This is a genomic window from Rathayibacter sp. AC451 (assembly GCF_979253095.1).
In genome coordinates, this window is the sequence record NZ_CEEDBD010000001.1 from 589,240 (window position 1) to 605,542 (window position 16,303).

Here is a 16,303-nt window from a genome sequence, read left to right on the forward strand (position 1 = left end):
GAGGTGGGCGGGTCTCGATACGCCCCTTCGGGGCTACTCGACCAGCGGTATGCGCCGTCGGGTCCTCTCGCGGGACCGCTGCCGGTCTGACCCGTCGTCCTGTCCGCAACCGAGGTCAGGAGGGCTCACGGGATCCGTTCGAGCCGTCCGAGCAGCTCCTGACCTCGGTTGCGGACCGCTCGGCCTGCAGAACTGAGGCTGAGTGCGGTGATCGGAGCGAGAATCGCGCGATCGCGTCACGGAGCCTCACTTCCGAGGCCCGTCCGGGCACCTCCGACGCCCCCGGTATCTCCTGCCTGGAGATCCCGCGCTCGACGACGGTCAGGAGTGGGGCACCGCCACCATCGTCACGTCCACAAGGGAGAGCTCAGCCCTGCGGCGCCTTCGCGTCGACGGTGCGGATCGGCTTCGCGTCCGGGTGCAGCATCCGCCACACACGGTCGCGCGACACCGGCAGTGCGTACGGCCGGACGCCGACCGCGTCGCGCACCGCGTTCGCGAGCGCCGGGGCCACCGGGTTGTACGGCGCCTCGCTCATCGACTTCGCCCCGAACGGCCCGAGCTCGTCGGCGGTGTCGGCGAAGTGGACCTCGGTCACCGGCACGTCCGCCATCTGCGGGATGTGGTAGTTCCGCAGGATCGCGGTCGTGACGGTGCCCGCGCCGTCGAGGAGCACCTCCTCGTACAGCGCCGAGCCGATCGCCTGCGCCGTGCCGCCCTCGACCTGGCCGCGGCACTGGTCCGGGTTCAGCACGTAGCCCGCGTCGGCCGACTGCACCGACTGCAGGATCCGCACCTCGCCGGTCGGCACGTGCACCGCGACCCGGAAGCCGTGCACGTTGAAGGCGAGCGAGCGCTTCGCCCCGTCCTCGGTGCCCGTCGCCGTGATCGGGCCACCGGCGGCGCGCACCAGATCGTCGAAGCCCACCCGCGTGCCGTCGGGCGCGACGAGTCCGGCGTGGTCGGGCTCGAAGTCGTCGTGACCGGTCAGGCGCTTGGCCAGCGAGCGCAGGTCGGCGAGCAGCCGCACGGCCGCCGAGTACACGGCCTTGCCCGCCACCACCGTGCCGGCGCTGCCGAACGCGCCCGTGTCGTACCGGGCGGCCGCCGTGTCGGACTGGTGGATCCGCACCCGGTCGGCCGACGCTCCGAACGCGCTCGCCACGAGCTGCGTGTGCACAGTCGTGGTGCCGTTGCCGAACTCGGCCGTGCCGACTCCGATCGTCAGCATCCCCTCGGCGTCGACCGTGACGGTCGCCTCCGAGAAGTGCCCCCGCGGAGGGATCGTGGCGATCATCGCGACCGCCATGCCCTCGCCGGTCCGCCAGTCGGGTCCCGACGGCGCGACGATCCCGGACCCCCGCGCGAGCGCCTGCTCGGTGAGATCCAGGCACTGGTCGAGCCCGTACGAGGCGAAGCCGATGTCGTCGCCCTCGACGTGCGTGACGACGAGCGGGTCGCCGGGGCGCACCGCGTTGATCCGCCGCAGCTCGAACGGGTCGATGCCGAGCTCGCGCGCGAGCTCGTCCATCGCCGACTCGATGCCGAAGATCACCTGGCCCAGGCCGTAGCCGCGGAAGGCTCCGGACGGCAGGTTGTTCGTGTAGACCGCCTGCGCGTCCACGCGCTTGCTCGGCGCGTTGTAGACGGCGACGGACTCCGACGTGCCGTGGAACATCACTCCGGGTCCGTGGTTGCCGTAAGCGCCGGTGTCCGAGAGCACGTCCACGCTCATCGCGGTGAGCGAGCCGTCGCGGCGGGCGCCGAGGCGCACGTCCACCCGCATCGGGTGGCGGCAGGGAGCCATCGTGAACTCGTCCGACCGGGTGAACTCGAACTGCACCGGGCGCCCGGTCGCGAGGACCGCGAGGGCGACCACGTCCTCGGTCAGGATCTCCTGCTTGCCGCCGAAGCCTCCGCCGACGCGGGCGGTGAATACGCGCACGCTCGCCGGTTCGCGGTCGAACAGCCGCGCGATCTCGTCGCGCACCAGGAACGGCACCTGGGTCGACGTCCGCAGCACCAGCTCGTCGCCCTCGAGCCAGCCGATCGTGCCGTGCGTCTCGAGCGCCGTGTGCGCGACGCGGGACGTGCTCCAGCGCCCGCCCACCACGACGTCGGCCTCGGCGAAGCCGGCCTCGACGTCGCCGTGCTCGCCGTGCAGCTCGGCGACGACGTTCGACTCCGGCTTCGCGATGCGCGACGCGATCGGGTCCTTCTCGCCGTGCAGGAGGGGCGCTCCGGGCGCGCGGGCCTCCTCGGGATCGAAGACGGCCGGCAGCACCTCGTACTCCACCTCGATGGCGCGGCAGGCGATCTCGGCCTGCGCAACGGACTCGGCCACGACCACGGCGACGCGCTGCCCGCGGAAGCGGACCACGGTGTCGAGCATCCGGGTGTCGTCGGGGTCGTCGAGTCGCGACTCGTGCCGGGCGGTGGAGTAGAGGACGTCGGGCACGTCGTCCGCGGTGAGCACGGCCACGACGCCGGGCAGCTCGCGCGCCGCCCGCGTGTCCATCGAGACGATCCGCGCGTGGGCGTGCGGGCTCTGCAGCACCTTGAGGTGCAGGACGCCGGGCACCGCGACGTCGAGGGTGTACGGCTCCTGCCCGGCGACGATGCGGCGGCCGGCGGGAGCGCCGAGCGAGCGGCCGACCCTCGACTCCTCCGCAGTGGTGCGCCCGGTGCGGCGCACGGGCGTGAGGCCGCTCGGGTGCTCGTGATCGCAGGAGGCGATGGCCTCGCCGATCGCGCGGTAGCCCGTGCAGCGGCAGAGGTTGCCCTTCATCAGGCGCGGCACGTCGACGGGGTCGGCGCCCTCGATCGCGGTCGCGGTGACGACCATGCCGGCGGTGCAGAAGCCGCACTGGAACGCTCCTGAGTCGACGAACGCCTGCTGCACCGGGCTCGGCTGCTCCGGGGTCCCGAGACCCGCGGCGGTCGTGACCGAGCGCCCCTCGACGCGGTGCGCGGGGTAGAGGCAGGAGTGGAACGGCGTGCCGTCGACGAGGACCGAGCACGCCCCGCAGTCGCCCGCGTCGCAGCCCTTCTTCACCTCGAAGTGCTCGTGGTCGCGCAGCAGAGTGCGCAGGACCTGGCCGGGGCGCGGATCCGCTTCGACGGCCTCCCCGTTCACGGTGAACCTCATGCCACGCCTCCGTCGAGCTCGATCCGGATCTCCTCCGCGAGGACGCCGACCACCGCGTGCCGCCAGTCCGCGGCGCCGTGCGGATCGGTGAACCAGGTGCCGATCGCGTCGACGGCGGCGGCCAGCTCGGCGGCCGAGGGCGGCGAGGCGAACCTCAGCACCTCCGGCCGGATCGTCGCCGCCGTGACGGTGAGGACGAACGAGGCGTCGCGATCGAGCCTGCCGATGACGACCGCACCGGAGCGGCCGAGCGGCGACAGGGCGATCTTGCGGTACGCCGTCCGGGCGTCGAGGGCGTGCGCGGGGAACTCGATCGAGCGGATCACGTCGCCGTGGCCGAGCAGGGTCGTCGTGTTCCCGGTGACGAGCTCGGCGACGGGCACGAGGTCGTCGGAGCCGTCCGCCCGCCACACCAGCGCCCGGGCGTCGAGCGCGGCCGCGAGGCTGGTCATCGGGCCGGCCGGCAGCGCGTTCGCGATGTTGCCGCCGACGGTCGCGACGTTCCAGATCTTGAACGATCCCAGCAGTGCCGTGCAGCACTGGAAGAACAGGCGGTGGGCGGCGCGACCCGTGTCAGGCATCGCGGCCAGCTCGGCGAAGGTGCAGGTGGCGGCGATCGAGAGGCCGTCGGCGCTCTCGCGGACGGGCTCCCAGCCGAAGCCCTGGAGGTCGAGCAGCTCGTCGAGGTGGTCGTGCGGGAGGGAGAAGACCCAGGAGCCGCCGCCGATGACCGCCGTCCGCGGCCCCATGGCGGCCAGATCGGAGCGCTCGCGCACGACGCGGACGCGCTGGATCGTGCTGAGGTCCATGGTCCGCCTCCCGCCGGTGCCCGCCGGATGCGCGCTCCTCCAGTGAACAGCACGCATGTGACACCGGTGTTTCCCGTGCCGGGCGGTCCGCCGATCGCCCGTCGGCGACCCTGGCGGATCCGCCAACCCGCTCAGCCCAGCGAGGCGACCCACTCCGACGTGCCGTCGACGAAGGACTGCTCCTTCCAGATGGGCACCGACGCCTTGATGTCGTCGACCAGGGCCGCGCAGGCCTCGAAGGCGGCCGCGCGATGCGGGGAGGCGACCGCGCAGGCCAGGGCGAGGTCGCCGACCACCAGATCGCCCACCCGGTGCACCGCGGCGACGCGGACCTCGGGGAAGCGCTCGACGATGCGCCGGGCGGAGGCGGCGAGCGCGGCGGACGCGTCCGGGTGCGCCTCGTACCCCAGTCGCACCACTCCGCGGCCCTCGTCGTGGTCGCGAACGACCCCTGCGAAGGTGACGACCGCGCCGTGCGCGGGGGAGTCGACGGCGTCCTCGCACTCGTCGACGGTGATCGGCTCGCTCGAGATGCGCACGAGGGCGACGGGATCAGCGGACATGGTCGCCTCCGCCCAGCTGGTCCAGGAGGTGCCCGATCACCGGGTCGAGCACGTCGATGCCGTCGCGCACGCCTCCGGGCGAGCCGGGGAGGTTCACCACGACGCTGCGACCCGAGACTCCTGCGGTGCCGCGGCTGAGGACCGCCGTCGGCACCTTCGCCGCGCCCCGTGCACGGATCGCCTCGGCGAGACCGGGCAGCGTGCGCTCCAGCAGCGGCGCGGTCTGCTCCGGAGTGACGTCGCTCGGAGCGACGCCGGTGCCGCCGGTCGTGACCACGACGTCGATCCCGGAGGAGAGCGCGTCGCCGATCGCCTCGCCCACCGCGTCGCCGTCGGCCACGACGACCACGTCGCCGCTCCAGCCGCGGCTCTCGAACCACGCGAGCAGCGCCGGTCCGGTGCGGTCCTCGTACACGCCGGACGCGGCGCGCGTGGAGGCCACGACCGCGACCGCGCGCCGGCTCACTCCCTGCTCCACGAGCCGCTCCTGCCGCCGTCCTTCGCGAGCACGCGGATGCCGCTGATGACGGCTCCGCGGTCGACGGCCTTGATCATGTCGTAGACGGTGAGCGCCGCCACGCTGACGGCGGTGAGCGCTTCCATCTCGACCCCCGTGCGCCCGCTCGTGCGCACGCGCGCCTCGATCCGCACCCGGTCCTCGAGCGTCTCGAGGTCGATGTCGACCCCGTCCAGCGCCAGCGGGTGGCAGAGCGGGATGAGGGTGGCGGTCGCCTTCGCGCCCATGATGCCGGCGATGCGCGCGACGCCGAGGGCCTCGCCCTTGGGCAGCTCGCCCTGCGCGAGCAGCCGCACCACCTCGGGGGTGGTGATGACGACGCCTTCGGCGACGGCCGTGCGCGAGGTGACCTCCTTCGCGCCGACGTCGACCATGTGCACGGCCCCGTCGCCGCGGACGTGGGTCAGGCTCTCACTCATCGATCCTCCAGATCTCGACCGTGTCGCCGGTCGCTGCGTGCTCGGTCCCGACCGGGACGTGGATGAGGACGTTCGAGCGCGCGTAGGACGCGAGCAGGTGCGAGCTCGGCCCGCCGACCGGGTGCACGAGGCCCTCGTCGTCGAGGACCCCCCGCCGGATCTGGTGCAGGTGGGCGGGCGAGTCGAGCGCCGTGCCGAGTCGCGCGCGGATCCGCGGCCGCTCGGCCGGCAGCCGTCCGGCGAGCGAGCGGAGCACGGGGCGCAGGAACACCTCGAACGAGACCAGGGCGCTGACGGGGTTGCCCGGCAGCGACACGATCGGCAGGTGCACGTCGGGGGCCACCGCGACCAGGCCGAGCCCCTGCGGGCCGCCCGGCTGCATCGCGACGTGGCCGAACTCGGAACCGGCCGGACCCAGCGCGTCGCGCACCACCTCGTACGCTCCGGCGCTCACTCCGCCGATCGTGATCGCCAGCTCGACGTCGCCGGCGCGCGAGCGGAGGATCGCCAGCAGGTCCTCGGCCCGGTCGCTCGTGCAGGGGGCCACGACGGGCACCCCGCCCGCCTCGCGGACCGCCTCGGCCAGCAGCGCGCCGTTCGCGTCGTAGATCTGCGCGTCCTCGAGGTCGCTGCCGGCTGGGCGGATCTCGTTGCCGGTCGGCACGATCAGCACGCGGATCCGCGGCAGCACCTCGACCTCGACGAGACCGAGCGAGGCCAGCAGCCCGTAGTGGGCGGCGCGCAGGACGGTGCCGGCCGGCAGCGCGACCGCACCCGCCTGTGCGTCGCTGCCCCGGGCGCGCACGAAGGTGGTGGGAGTGACGGGGCTCGCGAACGCGACCCGCGCCTCGTCGGCCGCGTCCGGGAACCGCGGCGGGTCGACCCGCTCGATCGGGACGACGGCATCGGCGCCCGCGGGCAGCGGCGAGCCCGTCATGATCGGAACCGCGGTGCCGGGGGAGTGACGGGGTGCGCTGTCGCCCGCGGGGACGGGCGCGGCTACCGGAAGGACGACGGGACGCTCGGCGGAGGCTGCAGCGAGATCGGACGCACGCACGGCGTACCCGTCCATCTGCGAGTTGTCGAAGCGGGGCAGGTCCAGCGGCGAGTGCACGGTGCGGGCCAGCACCCGGCGGTCGTACGCGCCGAGGTCGGCGGCCACGGCGCCCGGATCGAGCGCGAGCGTCTCGCGTGCCCCGCGCGTCGCGAGCGGCGCCAGCAGCGCCCGCACCCGGGCGGCGTGGATGTCGATCGAGGTCATCGGGTCCTCTCCGGCGGGCGTCCCGCGAGCGGCGGGCAGGACTCCTATCTTGCCGGGTCGCACACGGATCCGGCGCGTAGTCTGAGCGGATGAGCACAGTACTCGGGATGCCCGGCGTCCGCCCCCGCCCCCGGGGCGCCGAACTCCCGGCCGACCGACCCGAGACCCCGCTCCTCGTCGACACCTACGGACGCGCCGCCGACGACCTGCGCATCTCGCTGACCGACCGGTGCAATCTGCGCTGCACCTACTGCATGCCGGCCGAGGGACTCCCCTTCCAGCCGCCCGCGGCCCTGCTCACCCGCGACGAGATCGTGCGGCTCGCCCGCATCGCCGTCGAGCAGTTCGGCGTCCGGCAGATCCGGTTCACCGGAGGGGAGCCGCTGCTGCGCAAGGACCTCGTCGACATCATCCGCGGTGTCGCAGCCCTGGAGCCCCGCCCCGAGATCTCGCTGACCACCAACGCGATCGGCCTGTCCGGCCGGGCGGCGGCGCTCGCCGAGGCGGGGCTCAACCGCGTCAACGTGTCGCTCGACTCCATCTGCGCCGAGACCTTCGCGAAGGTCACCCGCCGCCCCTTCCTCGACCGCGTGCTCGCCGGCATCGACGCCCTGGCGCCCGCGGGCCTCGCGCAGACGAAGATCAACGCCGTGCTGCTCCCGGGCATCAACGACCTCGAGGCGCCCGAGCTGCTCGCCTGGGCGCTCGCCGGCGGCCACCAGCTCCGCTTCATCGAGCAGATGGCCCTCGACGCCGACCACGGCTGGGACCGCGCGACCATGATCACGGCCGAGCGCATCCGCGAGCTGCTCTCGGAGCGCTTCGCCCTGAGCCCCCACCCCGCGCCCCGCGACGGCGCCCCCGCCGAGCTGTTCGACGTGCACGCCCGCGAGGGCGGACCGCTGCTCGGGCAGGTGGGCATCATCGCCTCCGTCACCGAGCCGTTCTGCGGCGACTGCCGCCGCACACGCTTGACGGCCGAGGGCGGCGTCCGGAGCTGCCTCTTCTCGAACGAGGAGACCGATCTGCTCGGCCCGATGCGCTCCGGTGTCGACGACCACCACGTCGCCCAGCTCTGGCGGGGCGCGATGTGGGCGAAGCCCGCCGGGCACGAGATGAACCGCGTCGGGTTCGTGCAGCCCGAGCGCACGATGAGCGCGATCGGCGGATGAGCGTGCGGGTCCGCTACTTCGCCGCGGCGAAGGCCGCTCTCGGGCGCGCGTCCGACGAGTTCGACGGCGTCCCCGATCTCGCCGCTCTCGAGTCGCGGCTGGTCACGGCGACTCCGTCCGCCGCCGCGGTCCTCGGCCGGTGCACCTATCTCGTCGACGGGGTGTCGACGACGGATCGGGCGACCGCCCTGCCCGCGAGCGCAGCGGTCGACGTGCTGCCGCCGTTCGCCGGAGGCTGAGCGGTCAGCTCCGCAGCGCCGCCGCCCCGCCCACGAGCGAGTCGGCGCTGATCCCGGCGGCTGCCGCCCGGTCGGCCGCGATCCGCGACCGTACCCCGGACGCGCAGTAGAGGACGAGCGGTCCGGCCGGCAGGTCCGCCGGATCGAAGCGCGACATCGGCAGCCGCACGGCGCCGGGCACCGCGATCGAGCGGTCCTCGGAGTCCTCGCGCAGGTCGACCACGGTGAGCGGTGCGCCGCCCTCGAGCCGCGCGCGCAGCTCCGGGGCGGTCACGGCTCCCGCGACCGCCGCAGGGGCAGGCACCTCGGGCACCCGGCGCTCCAGCGGCAGCTCGGTCCAGGATCCGTCGAGGGCGTCGTGCACGACGATGCGGCCGACGAGCGGAGCGCCGACGCCGGTCACGAGCTTGACGACCTCGCTCGCCATGGCGGATCCGATCGCGGCGCACAGGGAGCCGAGCACGCCGACGCTCGCGCAGCTGTCGGCCGCGTCCTCGGCTTCGGGGTGCAGCGCGCGCAGCGTCACGCCTCCGCCCGGCGCCCGCGACCAGAAGGTCGAGAGCTGCCCGTCGAAGCCCAGCGCCGAGCCCCAGACGTGCGGCACGCCTGCGCGGGTGGTCGCGTCCGAGGCGAGGTAGCGCGAGCCGAAGGTGTCGAAGCCGTCCACGACCACATCCCAGCCGGCGACGAGAGCGTCGGCGTTCGCGGCGGTGAAGGAGACGGGGAAGGCGCGGGCGTCGATCCCGGGGGAGAGGCGGCGCGCGGTCGCGACGGCCGACTCCGCCTTCGAGAGCCCGACGGAGGAGTCGTCGTGCGCGGTCTGCCGCGCCAGGTTCGAGGGCTCGACCACGTCCGCGTCGACGACGCCGAGCCGGCCGATGCCGGCCGCGGCGAGCGCCGTGATCACCGGCGATCCGATGCCGCCCGCTCCCAGCACCAGCACGCGGGCGTTCCGGAGGCGGCGCTGGCCGAGCTCGCCCAGTGCGGAGAGCCGGATCTGCCGCGCGAAGCGCTCCTGCTCCGCGGCGGTGAGCGGCGGGCCCGGTTCGACCGGCAGCGTTGGAGCGGAGGGGAGCGGAGGAGTCACCGCTCCAGTGTGCACGCCGCGGGGCGCGGAGAGCCCGCCTCCGCGGATCGGCGGCACTCGTCCAGTACCGTGGGGAGCGTTTTTCGACAGGAGCGAGGCCGGCGGGTGCATCTGAAGAGCCTGACCCTCAAGGGGTTCAAGTCCTTCGCTCAGCCGACCACGTTCGCCTTCGAGCCGGGGGTCACCTGCGTCGTCGGCCCCAACGGCTCGGGCAAGAGCAACGTCGTCGACGCGCTCGCCTGGGTGATGGGGGAGCAGGGGGCGAAGACCCTCCGCGGCGGCAAGATGGAGGACGTGATCTTCGCGGGCACCTCGACCCGCGGTCCGCTCGGCCGCGCCGAGGTCGCCCTCACGATCGACAACACCGACGGCGCCCTGCCGATCGAGTACACCGAGGTCACGATCACCCGGACGCTCTTCCGCAACGGCGGCAGCGAGTACGCGATCAACGGGCGCTCCTGCCGGCTGCTCGACGTGCAGGAGCTGCTGAGCGACTCCGGTCTCGGGCGCGAGATGCACGTCATCGTGGGGCAGGGCCAGCTCGATGCCGTGCTGCACGCGACTCCGGAGGAGCGCCGCGGCTTCATCGAGGAGGCCGCGGGGATCCTCAAGCACCGCCGTCGCAAGGAGAAGACGCTCCGCAAGCTCGAGGCGATGCAGACCAATCTCACGCGCCTCTCCGACCTCGCCGGCGAGATCCGCCGCCAGCTCAAGCCGCTCGGGCGCCAGGCCGAGGTCGCCCGTCAGGCGCAGACCATCGCCGCGGTCGTGCGCGACGCCCGTGCTCGCCTGCTCGCCGACGACGTCGTCACCCTGCGGACGGCCCTCGACGGCTTCGCGCGCTCCGAGAGCGAGCGGCACGGCGAGCGCATCGTGCTGCAGGAGAAGCTCGAGCAGGCGACGCTGCGGATGGCGCGGATCGAGTCCGAGATGGTGGGCGACGCCGTCGACGACGCCCGCCGCACCACGTTCGAGCTCGAGTCGGTGCAGGAGCGGCTGCGCAATCTCGCCGCGCTCGCGGGCCAGCGGCTCGCCCTGCTCGAAGCGGAGTCGGAGCAGCCGCAGGTGCAGCCGCGCGTGACGCCGCAGCTCCTCCAGGAGGCGCACGACGAGCTCGAGCGGCTCCGGCGGGCCGTGCTCGACGCGGAGGAGGCCTGGGCCGCCTCGCAGAAGGACACTGTCCGCGCCCGGCAGGCGCTCGACGCCCTCGACGACGAGATCGCCGCGCAGTCCGCGCTCGTCTCCCGGCACGACCTCGAGATCTCGCAGCTCAGCGGGCAGGCCGACTCGGCGGCCTCCCGGCTCGCCGCCGTCCGCGGCGAGGTGCTCCGTGCGCAGAACACCCTCGACTCCGCCGTGCAGCGCCGCGACGCCGCGGAGCGCCAGCTCGACGCGCTCGAGGACGAGATCGGCGAGGCGGGCGGAGGCACCGACGGCGCCCTCGACGAGAGCTACGAGCTCGCGCAGTCGGCCGTGTTCGAGGCGGAGGGCGAGATCGAGCGACTGCGCGAGGAGCTGCACGCGCTCGAGCGCGAGCGCGACGGGCTCGCCGCCCGCACGAGCGCCCTGTCCCTCGCGCTCGACGTCTCGGACGGCTCGTCCGAGCTCCTCGCCGCGCGGCTCGACGGAGTCGACGGGCGCGTCGCCGAGCGGATCCAGGTGCGACCCGGCTACGAGGCCGCCGTGGCCGCCGCGCTCGGCACCCTCGCCGACGCGGTCCTCGCGGACGAGGCGGCGCACGCCGAGGCGGCGCTGGACGAGGCGGTCCGCCGCGACCTCGGCCGGGTCGAGCTGCTCGTGGCGGCGTCCTCGCGGGCGCCGCTGGATCTCGCCGTGCCCGACGGAGCGACGCGGGCCCGCGATCTCGTCACCGGCCCGCCAGCCGTCGTCGCCCTGCTCGAGCAGGTCGTCGTCGTCGACGATCTCGCCGCGGCCCGCCGGATCTGGCCCGGACTGGCCGGTCGGGAGCATCCTGTCACCGTCGTCACCCGCGACGGCGCCACCGTCTCGGACTTCGTCCTGAGCGGCGGAGCGGGCGGGCAGCGCAGCCGTCTCGAGCTCGTCTCGGAGCGCGACGCGGCCGATGCCGCACTCGAGGAGATCGTGGGCCGGATCGACCGGCTCCGCTTCGACCTCGCCGAGCAGACCGGGGCCCTCAAGGGCGCCAAGGAGCAGTCGCGCCTCGCCCTCGCCGCCCTGCGCGAGCACGACTCCGCTCGCGCCGCGCACACGGAGCGCCTCGGCCGCGTCCGTGCGCAGCACGAGTCGGCCGTCGCCGAGCTCGGCCGCGGCGAGAAGGCGCTCGCGATCGCGTCCGACCGGGTCGGCGACGCCGAGCGCGCCGCGCAGAAGGCCAGGAGCGAGCTCGACACCGCGCGCTCGCGCCCCCGCCCGATCCTCGACGTGACCGGACGCGACGCCCTGCAGCAGGGTGTCGACTCGGCCCGGGAGCGCGAGATCGAGGCGAGGCTCGGAGTCGAGACCGCGAAGGAGCGCGTGCGCGCCGAGCAGTCCCGCGGCGAGGCGCTCGCCCGACAGCTCGCCGCCGATCGCGCCGCCGCCGACGAGGCCGCCCGCCGCGCCGTGATCCGCCGTCGTCAGCACGAGGCCGCGGCCGACGTGACCCGCGCGATCCCGGCGGTCCTCGCCTCCGTCGACCGGTCGGTGCAGCAGGCCCGCGCCGAGCTCGTGCAGGCCGAGGCCGCCCGATCGCAGCAGAACGAGGAGCTGCAGGGGCTCCGCCGCCAGGAGTCCGCTCTGCGCGAGCGACTGCAGTCGGTCACCGAGAGCGTGCACGGGCTCGAGCTGCAGATCTACGAGAAGCGCCTGCAGCTCTCGGGGCTGCTGGAGCGAGCGGGGTCCGAGCTCGGACTGGTCGAGGACGTGCTCGTCGCCGAGTACGGGCCGGAGGTGGGCGTGCCCGGCGAGGAGGAGGACGCGCCTGCGCGCCCGTTCGCGCGGGACGAGCAGCGCCGCCGACTCGAGAAGGCCGAGAAGCAGCTCGCCCAGCTCGGCCGGGTGAACCCGCTCGCGCTCGAGGAGTTCGCGGCGCTCGAGCAGCGCCACGTCTTCCTCACCGAGCAGCTGACCGACCTCACGAACACCCGTCGCGACCTGCTCCTCATCATCGAGGAGCTCGACGAGACGATGCAGACGGTCTTCGCCTCGGCCTTCGACGACACGCAGGCCGCCTTCGCCGACGTGTTCCCCGTGCTGTTCCCCGGAGGAACGGGCAGCATCCGCCTGACGGACCCCGACGATCTGCTCACCACGGGCATCGAGGTCGCGGTGCGCCCCGCGGGCAAGAAGATCGAGCGGCTCTCGCTGCTCTCGGGAGGCGAGCGCTCGCTCGCCGCGGTGGCCTTCATGGTCGCGATCTTCAAGTCGCGGCCCAGCCCGTTCTACATCATGGACGAGGTGGAGGCGGCGCTGGACGACGCCAACCTCGGCCGCCTGCTGACGATCTTCCAGGACCTCCGCACCTCGAGCCAGCTGATCGTGATCACCCACCAGAAGCGCACGATGGAAATCGCCGACGCCCTCTACGGCGTCTCGATGCGGCAGGACGGAGTCTCGGCCGTGGTCGGCCAGCGCGTGCAGGCACCCGCCGACTGACCCTCGCCCCTCCCGCCGAGGGAACCTCTCGCCGTCGAGGGAGCCCGCTCCGGCTGGTTCCCTCGACGGCTCGGGGTTCCCTCGGCAGAGGCGGTCGGGCCGAGCCGTCGCCGGTACCCTGGAGCACATGGCTGAACGCACCTCCTGGTCGCTCGGCCGCGCACTGCGCGGCCTGTTCGAGAAGCGCACGATCGACGACCAGACGTGGGACGACCTCGAGACCGCGCTCATCACCGCCGACTTCGGTCCCGACATCACCGAGGAGATCGTCGAGGACCTCCGTGCGAAGGTCGAGCGCTACAGCACGACCGATCCGCGCGACCTCCGGCGCATGCTCCGCGAGTCGATGGAGGAGCGGCTGTCGAAGTACGACACGACGCTCAAGCTCAGCGAGCGCCCGGCCGTGATCCTCGTCGTGGGCGTCAACGGAGTGGGCAAGACCACGACCATCGGCAAGTTCGCCAAGTTCCTCCGCAACTACGACCGGAGCGTCGTGGTCGGAGCGGCCGACACGTTCCGCGCCGCCGCCGTCGACCAGCTCGCCACCTGGGCCCAGCGCGCCGACGCGCAGATCGTGCGCCCGCAGCAGGAGCGCCAGGACCCGGCCTCGGTCGCCTTCCAGACCGTCCAGTTCGCGAAGGACAACGGCATCGAGATGGTCATCATCGACACCGCCGGCCGCCTGCACACCAAGGGCGGGCTGATGGACGAGCTCGGCAAGATCAAGCGCGTCATCGAGAAGCAGGCGCCCATCTCCGAGATCCTGCTCGTGCTCGACGCGACGACCGGTCAGAACGGGCTGAGCCAGGCCGAGGCGTTCATCGAGCACGCCGGAGTGACGGGCCTCGTCATCACGAAGCTCGACGGCTCCGCCAAGGGCGGGTTCGTCCTCGCCGTCCAGGAGCGCACGGGCATCCCGATCAAGCTCGTCGGCCAGGGCGAGGGCATCGGCGACCTCACCGGCTTCACCCCGCACGTCTTCGCCCAGCAGCTCGTCGGCTGAGCACCGGAAGACGTCCACGGCGGTACCGCCCACCTCTGCCGGTCACCGGAGGCGAGGCCGGATCAGCGTCGTCGGGCGCGGAGGGCGTTGGCGAGGGAGATCAGCTCGTCGTCGAGGATGCCGAGGATCAGTTCGGGCTGGATCCGGAAGTACTCGTGCACGATGACGTTCCGCAGTCCCGCGATCGCCGCCCACGGGACAGCCGCGAATCCGTCGCGCTCCTCGACCGGCAGCGCGCGCACCGCCTCGCCGATCACCGCGAGGTTCCGGAGGACGGCGTCGAGCGCCATCCGCGCGAGGGCGGTGTCGCCACCGCCGAGATGCTCTCTGTACTCGAGGCAACGGTCGATCGCCGCGAGGATGTCCGAGAACCGCTCCTCGACCGACCTCCTCACAACGGAACCATGTCACGTCGTGCGCTCGTCGCCACCGGGTCCCGCAGCAGCGACTCCGCCACGACGTCGACCCGTACACCGAGGAGCCCGCTGAGCTCCTCTCCGATGCCGGCGACTCGGAGGAGTGGATTTCCCGCTCCTTCGTCGAGATCGACGAGGAGGTCCACATCGCTGCCCGGTCCGGCGTCTCCCCGAGCGACCGACCCGAAGAGCCGGGGTTGGTCGCGCCGTAATGGGCGAGCACCGCGACGAGCGCGTCGCGTCGCGCGTCGATCGTCCGACGCATGGTGCTCGCGTACTCCGTCACGGCTGACATGCCGCCAGGATACGCGGACGCCACCGGACGCGGTCCGCCGATCCGCGTCCGGTGAGCAGCCACGCCGACGCAGGAGCGGTCACACCGCCTGGGAGAACCCCAGCGCCGCATCAGCGAGGTGCCGCAGGTGCTCCGGCACCGGCCGCCCCTTCGACTCCATCGACTGCGCCCACAGGCGGCCCGCCCGGTAGGACGAGCGCACGAGCGGCCCCGAGAGCACGCCGAGGAACCCGATGTCCTCCGCCTCCTCCTTGATCGCGACGAACTCCTCCGGGTGCACCCAGCGGTCCACCGGCAGGTGCCGCGGGGTCGGCCGCAGGTACTGCGTGATCGTCAGGAGGTCGGTGCCGGCGTCGTGCAGGTCCTGCAGGGCCTGCGAGATCTCCTCGCGCTCCTCGCCCATGCCCAGGATGAGGTTCGACTTCGTGATAAGCCCCGCGTCCCGCCCCTGGGTCAGCACGTCCAGCGAGCGCTCGTAGCGGAACGCGGGCCGGATCCGCTTGAAGATCCGCGGCACGGTCTCGACGTTGTGCGCGAACACCTCCGGGCGCGCGTCGAACACGCGCCCGAGGTGCTCCGGACGTCCGGTGAAGTCGGGCACGAGGATCTCGACTCCCGTTCCGGGGGACTGGGCGTGGATCTGCCGGATCGTCTCGGCGTAGAGCCAGGAGCCCTCGTCCGCCAGGTCGTCGCGCGCGACTCCGGTGACCGTGGCATAGCGGAGGTTCATCCGCGCCACCGATTCGCCCACGCGCCGCGGCTCGTCGGCGTCGTAGTCGGCGGGCTTGCCGGTGTCGATCTGGCAGAAGTCGCAGCGGCGGGTGCACTGCGCGCCGCCGATGAGGAACGTGGCCTCGCGGTCCTCCCAGCACTCGAAGATGTTGGGGCAGCCCGCTTCCTGGCAGACCGTGTGCAGCTCCTCGCTCTTCACGAGCGACTGCAGCTGGCGGTACTCCGGCCCCATGGTGGCCTTGGTCTTGATCCAGTCGGGCTTGCGCTCGATCGGAGTCTCGGCGTTGCGGATCTCGAGCCGGAGCAGCTTGCGTCCGCCCACCTCGGCGCTCACGCGGCCACCACCGCGGCCTGCTCGGCCGAGAACTCGAGCGAGCACTCGCGGAACCGCCGATCGACCAGGGCGCGCACCGCCTCCATCGAGACCTCGCTCCCCGTCTCGCGCTCGATCGTCGTCACTCCGGCGTCCGCGATGCCGCAGGCGACGATGCGGGAGTAGGGCTCGAGGCTGTTCGAGACGTTGAGGGCGAAGCCGTGCATCGTCACGCCTCCTGCCACCCGGATGCCGATGGCGGCGATCTTGTCCGCGCCGAGCGGCCGGCGGATCCAGACTCCCGAGCGTCCGTCGATGCGCTCGCCCGCGACGCCCAGGTCGGCGAGAACGGCGATCAGCATCCCCTCGAGCGAGCGGACATAGGCGACCACGTCGACCGGTTCGCGCAGCCGCACGATCGGGTAGCCGACGAGCTGACCCGGTCCGTGCCAGGTGATCCGGCCGCCGCGGTCGACGTCGACCACGGGGGAGCCGTCGACCGGGCGCTCGTGCGCCTCGGTCCGCTTGCCCGCCGTGTAGACGGACGCGTGCTCGCAGAGCACCAGCACGCCGTCGCGCCCGGCGACGACCTCGTCGTGGAGCCGGCGCTGCAGCTCCCAGCCGTCGCGGTAGTCCAGGGGATCGGCGGAGTCGCCCGCCAGCAGAGTCTCGATCACATCGTCACCCTAGACGCATTCCTGCACTCAGCCCAGT

Annotated in this window: 15 protein-coding genes; 4 read left to right on the plus strand and 11 right to left on the minus strand. The window is 73.2% G+C overall.

What is annotated here, in order from left to right:
• Positions 1-367: 367 nt before the first annotated feature.
• From AC0CID_RS02755 to AC0CID_RS02780, 6 genes are all read right to left on the minus strand, one after another.
• Positions 368-3,148 carry a molybdopterin-dependent oxidoreductase gene (locus AC0CID_RS02755; protein WP_465225705.1) on the minus strand — a complete coding sequence of 927 codons (2,781 nt, stop codon included), beginning with the start codon at positions 3,146-3,148 and terminating at the stop codon, positions 368-370.
• Positions 3,145-3,957, minus strand: a complete 813-nt coding sequence (locus AC0CID_RS02760) for an FAD binding domain-containing protein (RefSeq protein ID WP_465225706.1) — start codon at positions 3,955-3,957, stop codon at positions 3,145-3,147. Before AC0CID_RS02760 ends, AC0CID_RS02755 begins: the two co-directional genes overlap by 4 nt.
• Positions 3,958-4,088: 131 nt before the next feature.
• Positions 4,089-4,520: a molybdenum cofactor biosynthesis protein MoaE gene (locus AC0CID_RS02765; protein ID WP_207402372.1), complete on the minus strand. Its 432-nt coding sequence runs from the start codon at positions 4,518-4,520 to the stop codon at positions 4,089-4,091.
• Positions 4,510-4,986 (minus strand): MogA/MoaB family molybdenum cofactor biosynthesis protein, encoded by a 477-nt coding sequence (locus tag AC0CID_RS02770; protein WP_465225707.1) that lies wholly within the window; start codon positions 4,984-4,986, stop codon positions 4,510-4,512. The genes AC0CID_RS02765 and AC0CID_RS02770 overlap by 11 nt, the downstream gene beginning before the upstream one ends.
• Entirely contained in the window at positions 4,983-5,456 is a 474-nt protein-coding gene (moaC, locus tag AC0CID_RS02775; protein WP_207402371.1) for a cyclic pyranopterin monophosphate synthase MoaC, read from the minus strand. Before moaC ends, AC0CID_RS02770 begins: the two co-directional genes overlap by 4 nt.
• Positions 5,449-6,717 (minus strand): molybdopterin molybdotransferase MoeA, encoded by a 1,269-nt coding sequence (locus tag AC0CID_RS02780; protein WP_465225708.1) that lies wholly within the window; start codon positions 6,715-6,717, stop codon positions 5,449-5,451. The genes moaC and AC0CID_RS02780 overlap by 8 nt, the downstream gene beginning before the upstream one ends.
• An 89-nt stretch (positions 6,718-6,806) precedes the next feature.
• On the opposite strand from AC0CID_RS02780, the gene moaA reads away from it, so the two are divergent.
• Positions 6,807-7,889, plus strand: a complete 1,083-nt coding sequence (gene moaA, locus AC0CID_RS02785; protein WP_465225709.1) for a GTP 3',8-cyclase MoaA — start codon at positions 6,807-6,809, stop codon at positions 7,887-7,889.
• Positions 7,886-8,128 (plus strand): MoaD/ThiS family protein, encoded by a 243-nt coding sequence (locus tag AC0CID_RS02790; protein WP_207402368.1) that lies wholly within the window; start codon positions 7,886-7,888, stop codon positions 8,126-8,128. Before moaA ends, AC0CID_RS02790 begins: the two co-directional genes overlap by 4 nt.
• Positions 8,129-8,132: 4 nt before the next feature.
• Here AC0CID_RS02790 and AC0CID_RS02795 read toward each other — a convergent pair whose 3' ends face one another.
• On the minus strand, positions 8,133-9,215 hold the full coding sequence (locus AC0CID_RS02795) for a ThiF family adenylyltransferase (protein ID WP_465225710.1): 1,083 nt from the start codon (positions 9,213-9,215) through the stop codon (positions 8,133-8,135).
• 105 nt (positions 9,216-9,320) lie between these two features.
• On the opposite strand from AC0CID_RS02795, the gene smc reads away from it, so the two are divergent.
• On the plus strand, positions 9,321-12,830 hold the full coding sequence (gene smc / locus AC0CID_RS02800; RefSeq protein WP_465225711.1) for a chromosome segregation protein SMC: 3,510 nt from the start codon (positions 9,321-9,323) through the stop codon (positions 12,828-12,830).
• 127 nt (positions 12,831-12,957) lie between these two features.
• Positions 12,958-13,833: a signal recognition particle-docking protein FtsY gene (ftsY, locus tag AC0CID_RS02805; RefSeq protein ID WP_465225712.1), complete on the plus strand. Its 876-nt coding sequence runs from the start codon at positions 12,958-12,960 to the stop codon at positions 13,831-13,833.
• A gap of 62 nt (positions 13,834-13,895) precedes the next feature.
• Here the strand turns inward: ftsY and AC0CID_RS02810 are convergent, their stop codons facing one another.
• The 4 genes from AC0CID_RS02810 to lipB form a co-directional block, all read right to left on the minus strand.
• Positions 13,896-14,228 (minus strand): HepT-like ribonuclease domain-containing protein, encoded by a 333-nt coding sequence (locus AC0CID_RS02810; protein WP_465225713.1) that lies wholly within the window; start codon positions 14,226-14,228, stop codon positions 13,896-13,898.
• Positions 14,225-14,395: a hypothetical protein gene (locus tag AC0CID_RS02815; RefSeq protein WP_465225714.1), complete on the minus strand. Its 171-nt coding sequence runs from the start codon at positions 14,393-14,395 to the stop codon at positions 14,225-14,227. Before AC0CID_RS02815 ends, AC0CID_RS02810 begins: the two co-directional genes overlap by 4 nt.
• A 228-nt stretch (positions 14,396-14,623) precedes the next feature.
• Positions 14,624-15,610, minus strand: a complete 987-nt coding sequence (gene lipA / locus AC0CID_RS02820; RefSeq protein ID WP_207402365.1) for a lipoyl synthase — start codon at positions 15,608-15,610, stop codon at positions 14,624-14,626.
• Positions 15,607-16,266 carry a lipoyl(octanoyl) transferase LipB gene (lipB, locus tag AC0CID_RS02825; protein WP_307785992.1) on the minus strand — a complete coding sequence of 220 codons (660 nt, stop codon included), beginning with the start codon at positions 16,264-16,266 and terminating at the stop codon, positions 15,607-15,609. Before lipB ends, lipA begins: the two co-directional genes overlap by 4 nt.
• Positions 16,267-16,303 lie beyond the last annotated feature (37 nt).